Source organism: Gelidibacter pelagius, assembly GCF_017581925.1.
In the GTDB taxonomy this organism is placed as follows: domain Bacteria; phylum Bacteroidota; class Bacteroidia; order Flavobacteriales; family Flavobacteriaceae; genus Gelidibacter; species Gelidibacter pelagius.
Map to the genome: position 1 here is coordinate 20,150 of NZ_JAGEVG010000029.1, position 22,238 is coordinate 42,387.

Sequence of the window (22,238 nt, forward strand, 5' to 3'; positions counted from 1 at the left end):
AATGAGTCTCATGGAGCGTCACGGCATTCTTCAAAGAAAACCAGATCGTTCTCAAAATTCGTGTTTAAATAGTTTACGGTGTTTGTCTATTAAAAGAAATTTAATTGTATAATTATATCAGGATTTATTCTTTAACCTGTATAGCTATTTAAGGATGGGTCACCTCCGTATCAAGTTCGTGTCTCCTTCGTGTCTACCTATTTCGTGTCAAATTCGCATCAAGACACTCAATAGATACTCCATGGATAGTGTATGGATACTCCATGGATAGTGTATGGATGATGTATGGATATGAACTTTGAATTATAAGGTCCATCAGACTTTTTTCAGATAGCAAGGATGGAAAAGCTTACCAAGCCCGAAGTATCTCAAAAACGAACGATATTCGTTGACTGAGACCGAGACTGAAGTCTGCCAACTGAAGACCCGCCCCGAACGTGCCTTATCGGTACGGGCAGGCTGCGAACTGAAACACCCTATCGCTTCGGATTGTTCAATATCACCAGTGCCGCAATAACTCCAGGGACCCATCCACAAAGCCATAATAAAAAGACAATAACGATAGAGCCACACCCCCGGTCAAGAACCGCTAAAGGTGGACAAAAAATAGAAAGAATGACCCTCCAAATACTCATGATTTTAATGATTTTTGATGATTGATAGACCTCCTGTTTAAGTTGGTGTGCTAATAAGACGCATAAACGTCCAATATGTTACGGGAACATCCCTAAAAAACAGTCGCCTTAAAAACTGAAGACACTGCAAAAATCATTAAAAAATCGAAATACACACCCAAAAACAAATAATTTCACCACTAATGAAAAACTTTCCTTCATTAATCCGCCAAAAAGCCAATCTATCCTTGTAAGTAAGATGTTTAATTTTCAAAAAAAGTGTAATTTTGCACATTAAAATTTAACAGCATGCAACTTTCAGAACAAGAACTCATTCGAAGAGAAAAATTAGTCACATTACGTGAGATGGGTATTAATCCCTATCCAGCCGATTTATATCCTGTGGACCATACCTCCAAACAGGTGAAAGAGCAATTTGAAGAAGGCAAGAAGGTTGTTATTGCTGGCCGATTGATGTCCGTAAGAGTCCAAGGAAAGGCAAGTTTTGCCCAGATACAAGACTCTGAAGGGAGAATCCAAGCGTATTTTAACCGGGATGAAATCTGTCCTGGAGATGATAAATCCTTATACAACGAAGTATTTAAAAAGCTGTTGGATTTTGGGGATTTCATCGGGATTGAAGGCGAACTATTCACAACTCAAGTTGGCGAGAAAACAGTAAAAGTTAAAAACTTCACTTTACTAAGCAAATCTTTAAAACCCTTGCCACTACCTAAGGAAAAAGATGGTGTGATCTATGATGCATTTACAGATCCTGAGCAACGCTATAGACAACGTTATGCCGATTTGGTAGTCAACCCGAACGTTAAAAAAGTATTTATCAAACGTACCAAGTTATATACTGCCATGCGTCAATTTTTTAATGATGCTGGCTACTTTGAGGTAGAAACTCCTGTTTTGCAACCCATTCCTGGAGGCGCAGCGGCACGTCCGTTTGTAACGCACCACAACAGTTTGGACATTCCGTTGTACATGCGGATTGCCAACGAGCTTTACCTAAAACGCCTCATTGTTGGTGGCTTTGACGGCGTTTATGAGTTTTCAAAAAACTTCAGAAACGAAGGCATGGACCGAACGCACAATCCGGAGTTTACAGCGATGGAAATTTACGTGTCCTACAAAGATTACAATTGGATGATGCACTTTTGTGAGGAGCTGTTAGAGCATTGTGCTATTGCCGTAAACGGTACAACCGAAGCGACTTTTGGTGAGCACAAAATCGACTTTAAAGCACCTTACGCTCGTGTCACCATGACGGATTCCATTAAGCATTTTACTGGTTTTGACATTACAGGAAAATCTGAAGATGAGATCAGAAAAGCGGCTCAAGATATGGGCATTGCTGTGGATGAAACGATGGGTAAAGGTAAATTGATCGATGAAATTTTTGGTGAAAAGTGTGAAGGCAATTATATCCAACCCACATTCATTACCGATTATCCAAAGGAAATGAGTCCGTTGTGTAAAGAACATCGCAACAATCCGGAACTCACCGAGCGTTTTGAACTGATGGTCTGTGGTAAGGAAATAGCGAATGCATATTCTGAATTGAACGATCCTATTGACCAACGCGAACGTTTTGAACACCAAATGGAATTGGCTCAAAAAGGGGATGATGAAGCTACTGAGATGATTGATTACGATTTCTTACGGGCCTTAGAATACGGAATGCCTCCAACATCAGGAATGGGGATCGGTATGGATCGTCTGATCATGTACTTGACCAATAACCAATCCATACAAGAAGTATTGTTCTTCCCGCAAATGAAGCCGGAAAAGAAAGCCGTAGCAATGACTGATGAAGAAAAAGCTGTGCTGACCCTTCTAAAATCTAACGCTCCTGTTGATTTAAATACCTTAAAAGCCCAATCAGGATTGAGCAACAAAAAATGGGATTTAACAATAAAAGGCCTGACAAAAAATAAACTCGCCAAAGTGGAAAAAACTGAAGCTGGTTTATTCGTGGATATCATATAATATTATGATGAAAACTTTTGTAATACTTAGAGCATGTGCATTATTTGCATATGCTCTTTTATTACTTACACATTTCATCTTAAAAGATCACTTCCAATTTCTTCAAATTATTTTCTATGCTTTTCCCCTGCCTATTTTAATTTTTATTGGAAGCATTATTACCATTTTATTTTATAGGCAAAAAGCATATTTCATCTTTTTAATCTGCCTGACTATAGGTCTAACTGGAGTTTGGTTCAACAATTCTTATATTTTCCCAAGGACTGTCACAATTCCCCAAGATGCAACGTCAGTCATATTTTGGAATGCTGCCGACAGAGTGACAATCCCGATAGAAATCCTCTCAAAAACCATCAAAAAAATACAGCCTGACATCATCGCTCTCGTCGAAACAGAACACGCGACCGAAGCAGACATTCTACAGCTCTCAAAAGAGTTTCCTGTTTATGAATTTAGCATACTTGAAGGCAATATGATGATTGGTATTAAAGGCCATATCATAAACATCACCTATGAAGCTGAAGAATATTGTTATCACATCAATTTTGTGGAGATACAACTAAATAAAAGTTCATTATTAGTTGCTCTTACAGACACTTTTCAAAGTCCAACAATGGATAAACGAAAAACGTTCGAAACCATATTACAGTTAGTTTCTGAAAGAAATGCAGATCTTATTGTTGGTGATTTCAACACGCCGTATGAAAGCATTCATTTTAGAACTTTTGACATTGACTACATTAGCTTTCGAGACTATGGACAAGGATTTACTGCGACTTGGCCCTTCGGAATTCCTCTACTTGAGATTGACCAAATTTATTCGTCTAAGTCGCTACCCCCTCTACTTCTTCAAAAACATCATTATAATGTTTCTGATCATGCCATGCTGGTTGGATATTTTAAATAATACTCTTGCAACACGTGTTAATAGGTCTTCCGAATATCTATTGAATATGAAGATAAAGACTCGACAGGCATACTTTTAAATGTGCAACCTTATTCTTGGACGGCTTTCTTTTCACTTCAACAGTTACCACATAGAGATAGCAATCAATAGCTTATGGGCGCTATATTATATATCTTTTTTTTGACTACAAAAAACCATACGATCAATAGTTAAATAAATATTAAAATATTTTGCAACACCCTATGAATGTTAGGTATTCCGTATTTTCACTTTTTTAAATTTCTAAACTCCTAACATTTTGAAAAAAATCTCCTTAAGTGTGCTATTTTTGGCGTCCCTTTTTTTAGTTGTTTCTTGTTCAACTACCAAAAAAGCATCCAAATCACCATCTCCCGCTAGCGCCTCTTCTGATGCAGCTAAAAAACCTGGAAAAAATGACATCCAGCCTTATAACAAAGTCATTACCAAAGACGCTGTAAGTGATCCAGGATTGTTTACCGTACACAAAATAGACGAGGCATACCTATATGAAATTCCCGATTCTTTATTTGAACGTGAAATGCTCATGGTTACCCGTATTGCAAAAACAGCCAGTGGCCTAGGTTTTGGTGGTGGCAAGCAAGGTGAGCAAGTATTGCGTTGGCAGAAAAAGGATAAAAGAGTATTACTTCGAATGGTTTCGCACAGCGTAGTTGCCAATGACACCCTCCCTGTGCACGAAGCGGTTGTGAATTCAAATTTCGAACCTGTTTTATTCAGCTTTCCTATAAAAGCTTTCGGCAAAGATTCGTTGACTACTGTAATTGATGTCACTGACTTGTATAATAAAGATGTAAAACCTTTAGGTTTACCTGACAGAAGCAGAAAGCAATATAAGGTAACACGTTTAGATTCGGACCTCTCTTATATTGAAAGTATAAAAAGTTACCCATTGAATATTGAAACACGGCATGTAAAAACTTACAATGCAGGTGAACCCCCTTCCAATGCAACCAGTGGTGCTATTTCAATAGAAATGAGCAACTCTATGGTGCTCTTACCAAAAGAACCAATGAAACGCAGAATATTTGATCAACGCGTCGGCTGGTTTACAAGCGGGCAAATAGATTATGGTTTGGATGCCCACGAAAGCAAAAGAGTCACCTATTTAGACAGATGGCGTCTTGAGGTCAAGGATGAAGACATTGAGAAGTTCAAACGTGGCGAATTGGTTGAGCCTAAAAAACAAATTGTCTACTATATAGACAGAGCGACTCCTGAACAATGGCGCGAATACATCAAACAAGGTATTGAAGATTGGCAAGTAGCTTTTGAAGCCGCAGGATTTAAAAATGCAATTATCGCAAAGGATCCACCAACAGTTGAAGAGGATCCAGACTGGAGTCCTGAGGATATTCGCTATTCTGTAGTGCGCTACTTGGCATCACCTATCCCAAACGCCAATGGCCCTCACGTAAGTGATCCAAGAAGTGGTGAGATTTTAGAAAGCGATATCAACTGGTATCATAACGTGATGACCTTATTGCGCAACTGGTTCTTTGTACAGACAGCAGCCATCAATCCTGAAGCACAGAGCGTGAGATTTAAAGATGAAATTATGGGAAGACTGATTCGTTTTGTGTCCTCACACGAAGTTGGACATACCATAGGCTTGCCTCATAATATGGGAAGTAGTTCAGCTTACAAAGTTGACGACTTACGCGACCCAGAATTCACTAAAAAATATGGAACTGCACCATCCATCATGGATTATGCACGTTTTAACTATATAGCACAACCAGGTGATGAAGGTGTTGCATTAATGCCAAACATTGGTATTTATGATAAATACGCTATCGAATGGGGTTACCGTCCAATTTTAGATGCAGAAACACCAGAAGACGAGAAGAAAACTTTGGATAGCTGGATTTTAAAGCATGCCGGAGACCCAATGTATCGCTTCGGAAAACAGCAAAGTGGTGGAGTCATTGACCCAAGTTCTCAAACAGAAGATTTAGGGGATGATGCCATGAAAGCAAGTGCTTATGGAATTGCCAACTTAAAACGCATCGTTCCAAACCTTATCAAATGGACTGCCGAAGATGGAAAGGATTATAGCGACTTAGGAACCATGTATGGCGAAGTATTAGGCCAATACAACCGTTATATGGGCCACGTTACTGCGAACATTGGTGGAGTTTATGAGATATACAAAACTTATGACCAAGAAGGTGCCGTCTATACGCCCGTTGGTAAAGCCAAACAAAAAGAAGCCCTACAGTTTCTACAAAAGGAATTGTTCGCCACTCCAGAATGGCTTTTGGAAAATGATATTTTCAATAGAATTGAGTTTGATGGCAGCTTAGAGCGCATCCGCACCACTCAGACTCGAACACTGGATAATATTCTCGATTTCGGTAGAATGCAGCGTATGAGTGAGAATGAAACCATCAACGGAAATGATGCTTATGGCTTATTGGCCATGATGCAAGATTTACGCAAAGGTATTTTCAGTGAGCTGAGTAGAGGAAGAACGATAGATGCTTACAGAAGAAATCTTCAACGTGCCTATATTGATCGTATGAACTACTTAATGACTAAAGATCAGACCCCTGTTCCAGCACAGTTCAGACGCTTTGTCTCAAGAACAAATGTCGATGTGAGTCAATCAGACATCAGGGCCATCGCAAGAGCCGAATTGAAAACTTTAGAAGGCACCATCAGATCTGGGTTGTCAAGAACTAATGACACCATGAGCAGAATCCATTTAACGGACGCTCTACAACGGATTGATGCAATATTGAATCCTAAAAGTTAAACACTTTATTAGTAATTTATAAGAAAGTGCTTCAGGAAATTCTTGAAGCATTTTTTATTTTAAAGCCTCTTCAATACCGTTTCTGTAGACTTTAAAATTAATAAGGTCATTATGGCCTCCCCCTTCAATCTCTACAAATGTTGCTTGCAATTTCGGTGCTATATCAAAAAGTTTTTTACCCGATTCAAAAGGCACAACTCCATCGTCAGTACCATGAAAAACAACTATGGGACACTCGACGGAAGTAATAAATTCATTGGTAGGGAATTTATATTGCAGTAACTTTTCAACCGGAAGAAAGGGAAAACGGGACTTAGCCACGTCAACCATACTATAGTAAGGCGTTTCCAAAATCAATTGTTTGGCTTTATTTTTAGAGGCGAGATAGGTTGCAATTCCTGTTCCCAAGGATCGTCCGTATAGCGTGATTTTCGAATCAGAATAGCTTGCTTTTAAGTAATCGTAGCAATGTTGCGCGTCTTTGTAAAAAGCGGCCTCACTTAACTTGCCCGTGCTTTTCCCATAGGTTCGGTAATCCATAATCAATACATCGTAGTCCATATTGACAAAGACCTCAGCAATGGTCCCCCATCGGGATAAATCACCCGCATTCCCATGAAAATATAGAATGACCCCTTTGGGATTCTCTATTTTAAAATGAATGGCATTAATTACTGCATCAGCCTCTGTTTTTAAAAACACTTCCTCGAATGGATGATTAAATTCATATTGATAATCCTGTGGTAAAACCGTTGGCAAAAAAAGAATTTTCTCTTGCAATAAATATAAGGATGCTCCGATCATAAGATATAAAGCCACTAAAAATAGCAGCACTTTTTTAAGTTTATTTTTTGTTCTTGGAATGTTTGACATGGATGCTTGTGGTGTTGAGATCAATGGTTTTTGGCGATGTGTTGATAATATCCTCAAGCATGCCATGATAGGATTCAAAGTTGTTCAAGTTTTTATGCCCTCCACCAATTACCGTATGCAAACGGGTCAACTTCGGATTGATATGCGAGAGCTTAACGCCCGTTTTATAAGGAATTAATTTATCATCAGTACCATGAATGATATGAATTGGGCATTGTACATATTTTAACCACTTGTACGTTGGCAGCGGGTATTTTATCAACAAGGATAATGGCATGAACGGCAAATAACGCTTGGTAACTTTGGTTAAACTGTAATAAGGCGATTCCAAAATTAGCATCTTAGGATGATTCATTGAGGCCAACTTCGCAGCAAAACCAGACCCCAATGAGCGCCCGTAAAGAATGATGCGATCTTCAGGAGTCAATTCCTTAATCTTATTGTAAACCTCCTGCAAATCGCGTTTAATGGCTTTCTGAGAACGTCTTCCCGTGCTTTTCCCAAAGCCTCTGTAGTCAACCATCAGCACATTGTATCCAAGACGGGTGAAATCGACGGCAAACTTGCCCCAGCCCTTTATACTTTTGGAATTTCCTTTAAGGTACAACACAATGCCTTTACTTTGGCCTTCTGGAAAAAATCGGATGGCATTGATAATAGCACCATCCCGTGTTTCAAGATTGTGTTCTTCAAATATTTGATTATCATAATTGAATTGAAAGCCTTTGGGGAGTTTTTCTGGTTTGAACAACATATAGTCTTGTAGATAATATAATGCAACGCTTACGATAATATAAACGATGACTACAAAAACTAAGGCTGATAACCAATAGGCCATGTGAAACGATATTTGAGATACAAGATATAAAAAAGACTTTAGGTTTCTTCCGTTTTCTCCAAGTTCCAAGTTTCGAGTTCAACGTTTTATATTTATTAGAAATAATAGTTCACGAAGGCTTTGAACCTATCAAAATATTAAAAACGTGTTAAACTCCTACATAAACCTACTTTAGATTTTCTATACTTTAAACCTTTCATCTCATTGTCAGTCATAACACTACAAACCTTTAAAAAATAGAGACATGAAAAAACTAATAATGATTTTGATTGCAGTTGCTACACTACAAGTTTCAGCACAGGACCAAAAAAGAGACATGAAAAAACAGCGCATGACCTCCAAAATGGATTATTCCCCTGAAGAAACAGCGCAACTAAAGTCTAAGAAATTGACTTTAAAACTCGATTTAGATACCAAACAACAAAAAGAAGTATCTGCTTTATATTTGGAACAAGCTAAATTGAGACAAAGCAAAAAAGAAGCGTATTTACAATCTAAAGCGAAAGAAGAAAATAAGACTGTTTCCAAAGAGGAGCGCTTCAAAATGGCAAATGCCAGATTGGACCAGCAAATTGAAATGAAGAAAAAAATGAAAGGCATTTTATCTACAGAGCAATATGAAAAATGGGACAAAATGAGTGAAAGACGCAGCCATAAAGGCAAAAGACACGGCATGCGTTCCAAAAACAGAAAAGAGGGGATGCCTCAGCAAAAAGCAAAACAGTAAGTATTTAATATTAAAATTAAACAAAGTGAAAAGGGAATTTCTAATTAGAAATTCCCTTTTTTAATACTCTGATCTAATAAGGCTTAAAGATCCTTGCTGACAATTTCTACTGCTTTTATAGTTGCATCCAGATCATCATAACTCAAGGCATCACATAAAAACCAAGTTTCAAAAGCGCTCGGCGCAATATAAACTCCTTCTTTAAGCATGCCGTGAAAGAACTTTTTAAAGGTCTCGTTATTAGCTTTTGCTGCAGTTTCAAAATCATGCACCTCGTGACCCTCAAAATGGATGGAAATCATTGACCCCATTCTATTGATAGTATGTTTCACCTTATGGTCTTGAAGTGCTTTCGCAATTCCATGATGCAAATATTCTGTTTTTTCTGCTAATCGGCTAAAAACCGTTCTATCATTATTCAAATGTTGCAACATGGCCAACCCTGCCGCCATGGCCAATGGATTTCCACTTAAAGTCCCTGCCTGATAAACAGGACCAAGTGGTGCCAGATAATTCATGATTTCATTTCTTGCAGCAAAGGCTCCAACAGGTAAGCCACCGCCGATTACTTTTCCAAAGCAAACAATATCGGCATTGACATTATATAATTCTTGAGCCCCGCCTGCAGCCAATCTAAATCCAGTCATGACCTCATCAAAAATCAATAGGATATCATGTTGATCACATAAAGCTCTTAACTTTTGCAAAAAATTATCCTTTGGAGGAATACAACCCATATTTCCTGCAACGGGTTCAATGATGATACAGGCAATCTCACCCTTATTCGCTTCCACTAATTGTGTGACATTCGCAATATCATTGAACTTCGCTAAAAGCGTATCTTTCGCCGTACCTTGGGTCACACCTGGACTATTAGGCGTTCCAAACGTTATTGCGCCAGAACCTGCGGCGATCAAAAACGCATCACTATGCCCATGATAGCATCCTGCGAATTTAATAATTTTATCCTTTTTCGTAAACCCACGTGCCAATCGTACCGCACTCATACACGCTTCGGTTCCAGAATTGACAAACCTTATTTTATCGATGTTGGGCACCATAGAAATCGCCAATTCCGCAATCTCTGTTTCAATAGCTGTTGGCATTCCAAACGAAGTACCTTGTTTCGCCTTTTCAATAACGGCATCCACTACGGGGTCAAATGCATGGCCAAGAATCATCGGCCCCCATGAGTTGATATAATCAATATACCTATTTCCATCTTCATCATGAACATAGGCCCCTTTAGCTGATTTAGCGAAAATAGGTGTGCCACCAACAGCACCGAATGCTCTTACTGGCGAATTGACGCCACCCGGAATCACTTTTTCTGCTTCTTTAAATAAACTACTACTGCGTTGATATAACATGAACTAATTATCTTTTATAATGAGAATTTGACCTATTTGTAAATTGTTGTTGTTCATTCCGTTCAGCTTTTGTAATTCGTTAACGGAAAGATTATAGCGTTTTGAAATGGAATACATTGTGTCTCCTTTAACAACTTTATGGGTAATTTGAGAAGCAACTTCCGTTCTTCTCGGTCTTAACTGTGTCCCTAAAACTTCCTGGTCAAATTGATAGAGGTGAAAACGCTCAATTAGACCGATCAGTTTCTCGGGATATTTTCTATCTGTGGCATAACCAGCCGCTCTTAAGCCTTTTGCCCAACCCTTATAATCATCTATATCCAATTGAAACAATTTCGAATAACGTCCGCGTGAGGTCAAGAACTGAGAGTGATCTTCAAAAGATTGGTCGGCATGTTTGTATTTTCTAAAGCATTCTTGAGAAGCATCATCGTCGTGGTGGATTTTATCTCCTGTCCACCCATGACATTTAATTCCAAAATGATTATTGCCTTCCACAGCCAATCTTCCTCTTCCAGAGCCTGATTCTAAAATGCCTTGTGCTAAAGTGATGCTCGCTGGAATTTTATGGGTACGCATGTTATTTTTAGCTATCTCCCCGTATGTCGCAATATAAATTTCGTTGACACTTAAATTTCCTGACGGCTTCGGAGTAGTAACGGCAGGAGCACCATCATCCGTAGGAATGGAAGTACGATGATCTCTTACAACACGTTCGGTTTTTGTTTTAGCATTTTTCTTTTTAGTGACAATGCGCTTCTTCCCTCCACAACTTGCAAGCGTCAACGCCACAATCAAAATCATTAATAATCTCAGACTAAATTTCATAGATAACTTAACTTATTAAAGGCCATTGCTTTTTTTTCAATAATTCATTCATTCCAGAAACTCCCTGTAAACCACCGGTATGAATGACCAATATTTTTGAAGTCTCAGGAAAATACCCTTTCCTCATTAAATCCATAACGCCAAACATCAACTTCCCAGTATAGACAGGATCTAGCGGAATGTTATAATCTCTTTTGAACTGATTCATAAAACCGATTAATTCAGGATTTATTTTAGCATAGCCGCCAAAATGATAATCAGTGATGAGTTGCCAGTTTGGATTTTTGGCAAACTTACTAATTTCTTCTCGCAAAAAGTCACCTTTTAAGGCAGGAAACCCTAAGATCTGCTGATTTGGTTTGGAGGCATTGATGATCCCAGAAATTGTTCCACCCGTGCCCACAGAACAACAGATATAATCAAATTTGGAATCCTCTTCTAACAAAATTTCTTCACAACCTTTAACGGCCAAATCATTGGTTCCTCCTTCTGGAATTAAATAGAAGTCGCCAAATTCACTTTTTAAGTTATGAATATATTCTTCAGAAATTTTATTTCTAAATTCCTCTCGGGTCACAAATTTGAACTGCATGCCACAACTTTTCGCAAATTTCAACGTGGGATTACCATCTATTTTATCCACCAACTCCTCACCTCTTATTACGCCAATCGTTTTAAAACCGAACTCGTTTCCCACGGCAGCAACAGCAGCAATATGATTGGAAAATGCACCTCCAAAAGTCAACAAGGTGTCTTTTGCTTCCACATTTGCATGCGCCAAATTGTATTTTAATTTCCGGTATTTATTTCCAGAAATATAGGGATGGATGAGATCTTCCCTTTTGACACTAACAAAACACTTGGAATTAGGGCCTAAGTTTAAGCTTTGGTTTTCTGAAAGATGTACTTTAAAATTCATGGTCTCAAAGATATTTCAAAAAGTTCCAAAATGAACGTTTTTTAAGATATTCTAAGTGATGTTCATTCTGATAGGCTTCGCGCTCAAATGAGATATTCCGATAGGCCTGATGCCAATTCTTATAGCGAACATAGCGCACTAAAAACTCCAATCCGTACCAAATGAAAAAAGGAAGGATCAACAGCTCCATTTGCTGTCTTAAGTGAATACGTTCATGATTGACAAAAACTTTATTAAGTTTGAGGTAGGCGTGCTTTACAAATACAAAAGGAAACAGGGCAATACCTGTATAACCTTTTGGAACGATATATTTTGAGACTAATATTATATGTTGCACACTTAAAAAAACTTTAGATTCCCGATATGCTCAAGCCTAAAAACCTTGGACTGAGGTCGATGAATATTTTCTCGAATTTACACTATCTTTGTAATACTATGAAAAAAATTGTGCCTCTTGAAGAAGGCGATTATTATTTAACACCAGAAGGTTACCGCTGCTTTACTGCTCAATATCTACTCAAGCGTGGCTATTGTTGCGAAAGTGGCTGCAGACATTGTCCTTATGGTTTTGACAAGAAAAAATTAAATACAAACTAATGCAAAGTACTTCCATTTCTTTTAAAGATCAGATATTAGAAGGCATCCCAAGTGTTTTACCACCAGCAAAACCTTATGATGACGCGATCAATCATGCACCAAAACGCAAAGACATTCTATCTGATGAAGAAAAAAAGTTGGCTTTACAAAATGCGCTCCGGTATTTTGATCCAAGCCAGCATGCGGAATTACTTCCAGAGTTTAAAAATGAATTAAAAACCTACGGTAGAATTTATATGTACCGTTTGCGTCCAGATTATAAGATGTACGCTAGACCTTTGGATGAATATCCTGCAAAATCAAAACAAGCAGCGGCCATCATGTTGATGATTCAAAATAACCTCGACTATGCCGTGGCGCAACATCCCCATGAGCTGATTACTTATGGCGGTAATGGGGCTGTATTCTCCAATTGGGCGCAATACCGACTGACCATGAAGTATTTGGCCGAAATGAATGACGAACAAACCCTGACCATGTACTCCGGACATCCTATGGGTTTGTTTCCAAGCCATAAAGAAGCGCCGAGAGTTGTCGTAACCAATGGCATGATGATCCCTAATTATTCGAAACCTGACGATTGGGAGAAATTCAACGCTTTGGGCGTTACACAATACGGACAAATGACCGCGGGAAGCTATATGTATATCGGACCTCAGGGCATTGTTCACGGCACCACCATTACGGTTCTCAACGGATTTCGGAAAATAAATAAATCGCCTAAAGGAAACTTATTTGTCACTTCAGGATTAGGAGGTATGTCGGGAGCACAACCAAAAGCGGGAACTATTGCGGGTTGTATTACCGTTTGTGCTGAAGTCAACCCAAAAATCACACAAGTGCGCTTGGATCAAGGTTGGATTGATGAAAAGATTTCAGATTTGGATGAATTGGTGAATAGAGTAAAAAAAGCCAAAGCCGATCAGGAAACAGTTTCTATTGCCTACTTAGGAAACATAGTAGATGTTTGGGAAAAATTTGATCAAGAGAACATTCATATCGATTTGGGAAGTGACCAAACCTCACTCCATAACCCTTGGGCGGGAGGCTATTATCCTGTTGATATTTCTTTTGAAGATGCCAATGATATGATGGCGAATAACCCAGAGCTCTTCAAGGAAAAAGTGCAGGAGACCTTACGTCGTCATGCTAAAGCAATTAATAAACATACTGAGAAAGGCACTTATTTCTTCGATTATGGCAATGCCTTTCTATTGGAAGCTTCACGTGCAGGTGCAGATGTGATGGCCGACAATCCGACTTTAGGACGCGAATTCAAATTCCCAAGTTATGTACAAGATATTATGGGACCCATGTGTTTTGATTACGGCTTTGGGCCATTCCGCTGGGTTTGCACCTCAGGAAAACCAGAAGATTTAGCAAAAACAGATCAAATTGCCTGTAAGGTTTTAGAGGAATTAAAGACCAATTCTCCTGAAGAAATTCAGCAGCAAATGGCTGACAATATCCAATGGATAAAAGGCGCACAAGCAAACAAATTGGTGGTTGGTTCTCAAGCCAGAATTTTATACGCCGATGCTGAAGGCCGCACAAAAATAGCCAAAGCCTTTAATGATGCCATTGCACAAGGTGAAATTGGCTATGTGGTCTTAGGACGCGATCATCATGATGTTTCAGGCACAGATTCGCCATATCGGGAAACCTCAAATATTTATGATGGCTCTCGCTTTACCGCAGACATGGCCATCCAAAATGTGATCGGTGATAGCTTTAGAGGAGCCACCTGGGTGAGTATACATAACGGTGGTGGTGTTGGTTGGGGCGAAGTTATCAACGGTGGATTTGGTATGGTTCTTGATGGTAGTAAAGATGCCGAAAGACGGCTAAAGTCAATGCTTTTCTGGGATGTCAACAATGGTATTTCAAGACGCAGTTGGGCAAGAAATGATGAGGCTATTTTCGCCATAAAACGTGCCATGGAAGCTGAACCTAATTTAAAAGTAACGCTGCCAAATATAGTGGACACTGATTTATTAAATTCTTTATAACCTTAAATAAAAATGCTATGAACAAAATATTAACAACAGTAACAATGGCTCTGCTCTTAGTGGTAGCAAGCTCCTGTAGCTCTGTAAAAGTTGCAGCAGACTATGATAAGAATGCAAATTTTAACGAGTACAAAACCTTTGCTTTTTTTAAAACAGGTATTGATAAGGCAGAAATAAGTGATCTTGACAAACGTCGTATTTTAAGAGCGATTGAAAGTGAATTAATGGCCAAAGGCTTTACAAAATCTGAAAATCCAGATTTGCTGGTCAGTATTTTTACCAAATCACGAGACAAAGTCAATGTCTACAACAACGCTTACGGCTACGGACCTTACGGTTATGGCTGGGGATGGAGTCCGTATTATTGGAACTCAGGATATAACTCTGTATCTACCTCTACCGAAGGCACACTTTATGTCGATCTGATTGACGCCAATAAAAAAGAATTAGTATGGCAAGGCATGGGCGTTGGCTATATATCACAACGCATGGATAAAAAAGAAGAACGCATCAAGGAATTTGTAGCCAATATTATGGAGAAATATCCTCCGGGGGTGCAAAAATAATCTAAGCTCAAATCAATACCCTCTGGCGAGCCCACGAGGCATGAACAAGGAATTATTTTTTCGATCGAGGCAAGCCTCGTGATATCAAAACCCACTGCTGGGAATGAATTTCATAAGCATCAATTTTAATTATTGATGCTTTTTTTATGCATAAAAATATCGAGCAAAACTAGCCTTCCATTCTAAAACCCTATATTTGCCCCCTTTTAAGTGCAAAAATTATGATGTTCAGCCAAACAAGAAAAAACTTCACCCAAAACCCTAAGAATGATATCCTTGCCGGTATTACCGTGTCATTAGCCATGATTCCCGAGGTTGTCGCTTTTGCGTTTGTGGCACAAATAGATCCTTTGGTAGCATTATCAGGTGCATTTATAGTTGGATTAATTGCCGCAGTTTTTGGAGGTCGACCTGGACTAATCTCTGGTGCTGCCGGTGCTGTAGCCGTTATTTTTGTAAATCTAATTTCTGAAGGCCATGAACGAGGGATGTTATTTGACACCCCTGTTGAAAATATGGGCTACTTTTATTTGTTGGCAGCAGTCATATTGATGGGACTCATCCAAATTGGCGCTGGCGTTTTAAAATTAGGGCGATTTGTGCGATTGATCCCGCATTCAGTGATGATGGGATTCGTCAACGGATTGGCCATTGTAATTTTCCTGGCGCAAGTGCGTATGTTCTCTCACAAAGAATTAGAAATAGGAGCGGACGGATTAAAGAAATATATAAACATTCCGATGGAAGGTTCTGAGCTATATACCATGCTTGGACTCGTCGGACTTACCATGGCCATCATTTGGTTACTTCCTAAATTAACCACTAAGATTCCATCAGCCTTAATTGCAATTATTGTTACAAGTGGCGTTGTCATTTTTGGAGGACTTGATGTGAGCACCGTTGGCTCGTATATCATAGAAGGTGGTGGAGATGGTCTAAAAGGCGAATTCCCAACTCCCAATACGGAGCTTTGGCAAAATCTACCTATTAATTTAGAAACGCTTAAGTTCATTCTACCTTATGCATTTTTAGCTGCTTCTGTAGGTCTGATCGAATCTTTAATGACCATGAACTTGGTGGATGAGTTAACGGATACTCGTGGTAATGGAAACAGAGAGTGTGTGGCACAAGGGGCTGGAAATATGGTCAGTGGTTTATTTGGAGGTACTGGAGGCTGTGGTATGATTGGTCAAACCGTTATTAATATTAATGCGGGCGGTAGAGGACGTTTATCCGGAATTGCCATGGCATTAACGCTATTGACCTTTATTTTATTTACAGCGCAATATATTGAACAAGTGCCAATTGCCGCTTTAGTAGGCGTCATGTTTATGATGGTCATTGAAACATTTGCCTGGTCCAGTTTCAGGATTATTAGAAAAATTCCTGTTGCAGATGCATTTGTACTTGTCACTGTATCTGCAGTAACGGTCATTTATGATCTTGCAATTGCGGTGTTTATCGGTGTTATTTTATCAGCCCTGGTATTTGCATGGAAAAACGCAACCATGATTAGAGCTCGTAAACGTATAAAAGAAGACGGTACAAAAATATATGAGATATGGGGTCCTTTATTTTTCGGTTCTGTTCAAAATTTCAACAATAAGTTTGATATTAAAAACGATCCTCAAAATGTGGAAATTGATTTTGTAGAATCACGTGTGAGTGATCATTCGGCAATGGAAGCCATATTTAATTTGGTGAACAAATACGAAGCGGAAGGCAAAACAATTAAACTCAAACATTTAAGCGAAGATTGTAAGACCTTGATGTATAAAGCGAGTCCTAAATTTAAGGAAGTCATTATTGATGCCATTGACGACCCTCGTTATCATTTGGCGGCAGATCCGGAAAAGTTTACAAAACCGCTTTCTGATTATAATTTGTAGTTCATCTCCTATTTCTTACTGATTTTTCAAGAATTTAATTTCTGAATTCACCAGTGCGCCAACCCGCACGCCTTGAGACAAGCCTTCGTTAATTGCTGAAGGATAGTGTATGCCGCCATAGAGTCTGCTTATTGCTGCTTCTTTTGCGGCAGCTCGAAACGAGCTAAAAGTCCTTACTGGTAATCCATAAGGGACTTCAGTGGTGTCATCAAAGCTAACATTATCACCGAAAATAGCGGTCAAAACTTCGGCCGCTGATCCTGAAACTACAGAATGACCACTTGAATATTCTGGAAATGGTGGGGTTTGCAATAAAGGGAACCAACTATCGTCAATATATTCATTAATCAGAGTTTCAGGCCTGATCAAATTACTTCTATATTTTTCATCCCAACAGCTTATAAATGCATCAGCTATGCCCATCGAAGTCTTTGTGTAGGCAAATACCGTTTTTTCGAAATCAGAATTTACATCTTTACTTACAATTTGACAGATCCCCATCCAATGTGCACCAGGAGTTATTTTCTTTTCCGCAAACATAAAATGTCCTTTATTGACTGTTACAAACGGATTACAATCCCAAAATCGTGCAATTTCGATCTCTTCAGAAGTATTTCCCAATGCCCTGATCTCATTAACCACATTATATACAGCCATCACTTCAATATGAAAGTCCGTTTTGGGTTTCATTGAAAACTCAGGAGGTGGCAATGGTTTAAACTGTGATGCAGAATCTAGCACAAAGGTTCTGATTTTGTCCCAATGCGGTTCAATCCCATTCATATAAGCCGGAGGTGTTGGCTTCCAGCGTGAAGGATCTTTTTCGTAAACATTAAAATTAGGCATCGAACGTGTTTCCTTGTACTTATCCTGATCCATCCATTGTAGTATCTGTTTTGATATATTCAATCCATAATCTTTTGCAGCTGAAAAATCTTTTGAATTATGAGTGTTCCAATTAGCATATAAACTATCCCTGTAAGAAACAAGTATGTCCTTTGAGAAGACCAGTTCTTTGGCGACATCTATATAAGCTATAATTGCTGCCAATTTTAAATTTAGATGATCATCAATTGCTGGAACATCCAAAGTGGCCAAACCGTTGACTTGACCAACCAATGATTTATAAGTTTTACTATTTTGGTTTAAAACTTCATAAGATGCTATGTTTGGATAGGTATAAATTCTACTCGCTACAGGTGGTGAATACACGTCATGGACCATAATTTCCGTTACCATGTCCACTAAACTGTGATAATCATCAGGATGTATTCCAATTCTTTTCTTCTCTGAAGTGCATCCCAGACAGAATATTACAAGACATAATATGACTAGCTGTTTCGTTAAATACATGGTTTATTTTTTGTAGGTATAGGCTTTTAAGCCTTCATTGTTTGTAATGATGATGAGTAGGTTTTTATCTTTCATCTTTAAGGTCACCGTTTCTTTGACTTGTCCATGAAAGGGCTGAATACCAAATTCAGACACAGCGTTCATATCAGATAAATCCTTTAGAAACAGCCCTTTTAATGAGGTATAAGTACTATGATAGGTGTTTACCTTGAGCGTGTTTCCACTAACTAATAATTGCTCTGCATCATCTATCGTGATATTTTTGAACGAATTGATGGGTCCTAATTGAAGCTCTTTTGGAAACTCTACAAACTCATGAAAAGAACCATTATCATTCCTTAAATATCCCGATGCGAATGTATGGACTTCATACTTAACTGCTTTATTTACCGCTTCAGTGGTCAATACCTCCTCTATCGTTTTTAGAGCGAAATCCTTGTAAGTTACAAACCTCTTACTAATGACATTCATTTGACTTGCAAGTTCATCTTTAGAATTGACTGGATAATAGTTGCCGTTTTTTCCATAGGCTAAGACTGTTTCGTTCTTTCCATTTTGATCGAAATCAGAATAATACATTAGAAGTGGGGTCTCTGCCGTTGGATTGAATCTAGTATTTAGCCCCCAATTCCCGAGGAGAATGTCCTGATCGCCATCGCCGTCAATATCATAACTTGCGATTGACTGCCATAGTCCATTCATTCCTTCAGGGAGCTCAACCAAAGTTAGTTTTCCGTTTTTATTTAGGTAAATTTTTGGTCCATCCCATTCTGTAGAAACCAATAAATCCTTTACACCATCATTGTCAATATCTGCCCATACAGCCGAGGTGACTTTTGAAGTCAACGAAAAACCCTTGTGTTTATGGAATGTGCCCTGGCCATCATTCACCAAAATATAGGACGATACTGGAAGGCCAAAATCATCTGGATCTGACAAATTACCAACAAACAAGTCCATATCACCATCATTATCAAAATCATAAGCAGCAACACATGACGTCACTAAAGAATTTATAGGTATTTTGCCTTCTGATTTAACAAACGATCCGTTGATGTTAAGATATAATCGGTCAGCTTCATAGGCTCTATCCCTTGTCCTGTTGATTCCTGAAGCTACATATAGGTCCAAACTATTGTTATTATTAGCATCAAAAAATACGGCATCATTATCCTCATATAAACTATCATTTTCAATGGCCTCAATATTCATTTCTCTAAAACTGATGCCATTGTTCAAATATAGTTTAGCAGGTTTTCCAGATGAGTTTCCAATAAAAATATCGTCAAACCCATTATTATCTATGTCAGCAATATCTATCGCCGGGCCTAAAGTTGAAACCTTATATGGAATTAATTTTTCTTGGACAAAATCGTTATAATCATCCTCAATATGCTCGAAACTGATCAATTTGCTTTCCTTAAAATAATCCTCGTTAATCAGTTTGTTTTGATACTTGTAATCTTCAATTGAGTCTTCAGCATAGGAAACTATTATCCTTTGATTGATTTTAGGATCCTTTAGTATCTGAAATTTTTGATTTGGCCATATCACCTGTAGTGAATCGATCTTATTATCATCACCCAATCCAAAATGTAAGGTGCTATCTGTCGCGGACAGAAACCCTCTCGATTTGAAAAGTTGTTTTAATTGGGATTTGCCACCGCTAAATACAATCACTTTTGCGCCAATACCCTCCTTGTTTTGATCTTTGTAATCTAATTGTACCGACAAATAATTTTTGGCACTGTTGGTCGTGTTTTCATACACATTTGCATAACCATTTAAGTTATTTATTACCAAATCCAAATCGCCATCATTATCCAAATCGATATATATGGCACCATTGGAGAGAGAGGGCATATTTTCAATCCACTCACCTGTTCTATTTTCGAACTTATTGGAATTGCCCTCAAATATTTCATTTGTAACCCTACCACTTGGCATTTCATTTATTGAATTATATAGCCAATTTAAAGCACTCTCAGGACTTCTACCCCTAAAGGCATTAGCAACATATTTTCTAAAATCTAAACTATTTGGCCTTCTTAAGATACCATTAGAAACAAATAGATCCTGATGGCCGTCATTATTGAAATCAGCAATGAGCGGTCCCCAGCTCCAGTCAGTATCGGCTATATTATTATATAAGGCAGTCTCCGTAAAATAGGCGCCATTATTGTTGATTTGAAGCATGTTTCGGGCATATTGATCCTTATAGCCCAATTCTCTCATACGCTCCTGCATATTGAACATAGCGTCATCTCCTTCGGTCTCTTTTATAATTCTTTCATCTTTTGGCAACATATCTAAAGTAATCAAGTCCTGGTAACCATTACCATTGATATCAGCCGCATCACTTCCCATTGAAAATCTACTGATTGTTGAGAACGCATTCTTTATTTGATCTGAGAACGTCCCATCTTGATTATTGATATAGTAATAATCATCTTCATGAAAATCGTTACATACATAAATATCATCCCAACCGTCATTGTTGAAATCTGCTATGGTTGCACTAAGTCCATACCCGTTGATACCACCGTAAATATTTGCTTTAGCGCTTACATCTACAAATTTTCCGTTATCATTGTTTAAGAGCACGTCTCCAACAAGTGGGACACGTTGGTTTCTAACATGTGAAGGTCCATGGGATAGCGTTGTATGAACTGCATGATTAACTATATAAACGTCAAGATCACCGTCCTTATCATAATCAAAAAAATAAGCTTGTGTGGAGTATCCTTTAAAATCCAAGCCATATTCTTTTGACATTTCCGTAAAAGTTCCGTCACCATTGTTAATAAAAAGTTCATTGTGTCCTTCAAAATCCAAAAGACCAGAAACAGAGCACAGGTAAATGTCCAAAAATCCATCATTATTGATATCAACCATTGTGACTCCTGTATTCCAGCTTGATTTGCTGGAAACATTGGCAGTAGCAGTTATATCTTCAAATTCCATATTCCCTTTATTGAGATATAATTTGTTTTCTCCCATATTGGATACAAAATATAAATCAGGAAGGCCGTCATTATTTATATCTCCAGCAGCAACACCACCTCCATTATAATAGTAGATATAGTTGATTATACTATGATTGACGTCTTCGGTAATGGTATTTTGAAAAGAGATATTGGTGCGCTCAACAGAAAGTTTATTGAATAAGAAATTGGTTTCCTTATTTTCTTCTTTTTCCTTGCTTTCTTCTTTACAACTGAAACAACTCAGTATGACAATAAGTACGAGAATAAGATTCGCCTTTAAAGTTAGTTTTGACATAATTTAACATAAAATTAACGGGTGTAAACTTAACAATATTTCTGTTTTAATGGCATAAAATTTACATAATTAGATATACAGAAAGGATTTCAGTAGGAGTTTTCTCCATATAATTACTAATTCATTCTTTTTAATGGAAAATAGATATAAAAACCCTTACATTAAATAACGAGGCATTTTAACAGAATATTAACCAATATTCAGTGTAAAACAACAATGGTCAAGAGGTAAGATATTTCTCAAAAAAAGGAATGGTTATAGAAACCATTGTCAGCTACTTAATGAACATGGCTGAAGATATTGGACATGGAAGATTTAATTACAGCGTTAGTCGCCAGTTTTATTTCTGAATACTTACGAGAACTAAATATATAACTAATCAGTAATGGCTTGAGACACTCTTGTTTTACATAGGATCTAAGGGAGTCAAGGACATTTCAAGCCTTTCACCCTTTAGGGAGGGGTAAAGAAGGCCTGAAATGTGTTAATTTTTCTATTATACTGATTAGTTACCTAAATATTAAGTATGAATAAAAACATAGCCTAATTTACCACTTTTGATAAATTGCTATAGGGAAATTATGTGATCAAGAAGTCATTATGTGCTCCCTCCCCAGTTTATTTTAATGAATTTTATAAGAAGTTTCGAATCAAAGCAAAAAAAAAAACGA

Annotated in this window: 17 protein-coding genes; 8 read left to right on the top strand and 9 right to left on the bottom strand. The window is 38.1% G+C overall.

What is annotated here, in order from left to right:
- Positions 1 to 476 precede the first annotated feature (476 nt).
- Positions 477 to 635, bottom strand: a complete 159-nt coding sequence (locus J4051_RS17710) for a YqaE/Pmp3 family membrane protein (RefSeq protein WP_163517257.1) — start codon at positions 633 to 635, stop codon at positions 477 to 479.
- A gap of 288 nt (positions 636 to 923) precedes the next feature.
- Between J4051_RS17710 and lysS the strand changes: the two genes are divergently transcribed.
- The 3 genes from lysS to J4051_RS17725 all read left to right on the top strand — a co-directional run bounded on the left by lysS (position 924) and on the right by J4051_RS17725 (position 6,316).
- Positions 924 to 2,612: a lysine--tRNA ligase gene (lysS, locus tag J4051_RS17715; protein WP_208235219.1), complete on the top strand. Its 1,689-nt coding sequence runs from the start codon at positions 924 to 926 to the stop codon at positions 2,610 to 2,612.
- 4 nt (positions 2,613 to 2,616) lie between these two features.
- Positions 2,617 to 3,519, top strand: a complete 903-nt coding sequence (locus J4051_RS17720) for an endonuclease/exonuclease/phosphatase family protein (RefSeq protein ID WP_208235220.1) — start codon at positions 2,617 to 2,619, stop codon at positions 3,517 to 3,519.
- 295 nt (positions 3,520 to 3,814) lie between these two features.
- Positions 3,815 to 6,316: a zinc-dependent metalloprotease gene (locus J4051_RS17725; RefSeq protein ID WP_208235231.1), complete on the top strand. Its 2,502-nt coding sequence runs from the start codon at positions 3,815 to 3,817 to the stop codon at positions 6,314 to 6,316.
- 54 nt (positions 6,317 to 6,370) lie between these two features.
- Here the strand turns inward: J4051_RS17725 and J4051_RS17730 are convergent, their stop codons facing one another.
- Positions 6,371 to 7,189 carry an alpha/beta hydrolase gene (locus J4051_RS17730; protein WP_208235221.1) on the bottom strand — a complete coding sequence of 273 codons (819 nt, stop codon included), beginning with the start codon at positions 7,187 to 7,189 and terminating at the stop codon, positions 6,371 to 6,373.
- A complete protein-coding gene (locus J4051_RS17735) occupies positions 7,161 to 8,027 on the bottom strand; it encodes an alpha/beta hydrolase (protein ID WP_208235222.1) in 867 nt (288 codons plus the stop codon). Before J4051_RS17735 ends, J4051_RS17730 begins: the two co-directional genes overlap by 29 nt.
- 244 nt (positions 8,028 to 8,271) lie before the next feature.
- On the opposite strand from J4051_RS17735, the gene J4051_RS17740 reads away from it, so the two are divergent.
- Complete coding sequence (locus J4051_RS17740) at positions 8,272 to 8,754, top strand: hypothetical protein (RefSeq protein ID WP_208235223.1); 483 nt, start codon at positions 8,272 to 8,274, stop codon at positions 8,752 to 8,754.
- A gap of 83 nt (positions 8,755 to 8,837) precedes the next feature.
- Here J4051_RS17740 and hemL read toward each other — a convergent pair whose 3' ends face one another.
- From hemL to J4051_RS17760, 4 genes are read right to left on the bottom strand one after another with little or no spacing between them, the layout of a single operon-like run.
- Positions 8,838 to 10,124 carry a glutamate-1-semialdehyde 2,1-aminomutase gene (gene hemL / locus J4051_RS17745; protein ID WP_208235224.1) on the bottom strand — a complete coding sequence of 429 codons (1,287 nt, stop codon included), beginning with the start codon at positions 10,122 to 10,124 and terminating at the stop codon, positions 8,838 to 8,840.
- 3 nt (positions 10,125 to 10,127) lie between these two features.
- Positions 10,128 to 10,952: a glucosaminidase domain-containing protein gene (locus J4051_RS17750; protein WP_208235225.1), complete on the bottom strand. Its 825-nt coding sequence runs from the start codon at positions 10,950 to 10,952 to the stop codon at positions 10,128 to 10,130.
- A 7-nt stretch (positions 10,953 to 10,959) separates the two neighbouring features.
- Positions 10,960 to 11,871: a 1-aminocyclopropane-1-carboxylate deaminase/D-cysteine desulfhydrase gene (locus tag J4051_RS17755; protein WP_208235226.1), complete on the bottom strand. Its 912-nt coding sequence runs from the start codon at positions 11,869 to 11,871 to the stop codon at positions 10,960 to 10,962.
- A 4-nt stretch (positions 11,872 to 11,875) separates the two neighbouring features.
- Complete coding sequence (locus J4051_RS17760; protein ID WP_208235232.1) at positions 11,876 to 12,199, bottom strand: hypothetical protein; 324 nt, start codon at positions 12,197 to 12,199, stop codon at positions 11,876 to 11,878.
- 107 nt (positions 12,200 to 12,306) lie between these two features.
- Here J4051_RS17760 and J4051_RS17765 point away from each other — a divergent pair, with 107 nt between their 5' ends.
- The 4 genes from J4051_RS17765 (at position 12,307) to J4051_RS17780 (ending at position 16,932) form a co-directional block, all read left to right on the top strand.
- Positions 12,307 to 12,468 carry a DUF5522 domain-containing protein gene (locus tag J4051_RS17765; protein ID WP_208235227.1) on the top strand — a complete coding sequence of 54 codons (162 nt, stop codon included), beginning with the start codon at positions 12,307 to 12,309 and terminating at the stop codon, positions 12,466 to 12,468.
- 14 nt (positions 12,469 to 12,482) lie between these two features.
- Positions 12,483 to 14,477, top strand: coding sequence for a urocanate hydratase (locus tag J4051_RS17770; RefSeq protein WP_208235233.1), 1,995 nt, complete (start codon positions 12,483 to 12,485; stop codon positions 14,475 to 14,477).
- A gap of 17 nt (positions 14,478 to 14,494) precedes the next feature.
- Positions 14,495 to 15,043: a DUF4136 domain-containing protein gene (locus J4051_RS17775; RefSeq protein ID WP_208235228.1), complete on the top strand. Its 549-nt coding sequence runs from the start codon at positions 14,495 to 14,497 to the stop codon at positions 15,041 to 15,043.
- 221 nt (positions 15,044 to 15,264) lie between these two features.
- Positions 15,265 to 16,932: a SulP family inorganic anion transporter gene (locus J4051_RS17780; RefSeq protein ID WP_236027580.1), complete on the top strand. Its 1,668-nt coding sequence runs from the start codon at positions 15,265 to 15,267 to the stop codon at positions 16,930 to 16,932.
- A 15-nt stretch (positions 16,933 to 16,947) separates the two neighbouring features.
- On the opposite strand, the gene J4051_RS17785 is transcribed toward J4051_RS17780, so the two are convergent.
- Positions 16,948 to 18,285: a vanadium-dependent haloperoxidase gene (locus tag J4051_RS17785; protein ID WP_208235229.1), complete on the bottom strand. Its 1,338-nt coding sequence runs from the start codon at positions 18,283 to 18,285 to the stop codon at positions 16,948 to 16,950.
- A 3-nt stretch (positions 18,286 to 18,288) separates the two neighbouring features.
- Positions 18,289 to 21,567: a VCBS repeat-containing protein gene (locus J4051_RS17790; RefSeq protein ID WP_208235230.1), complete on the bottom strand. Its 3,279-nt coding sequence runs from the start codon at positions 21,565 to 21,567 to the stop codon at positions 18,289 to 18,291.
- Between the last annotated feature and the right edge of the window lie 671 nt (positions 21,568 to 22,238).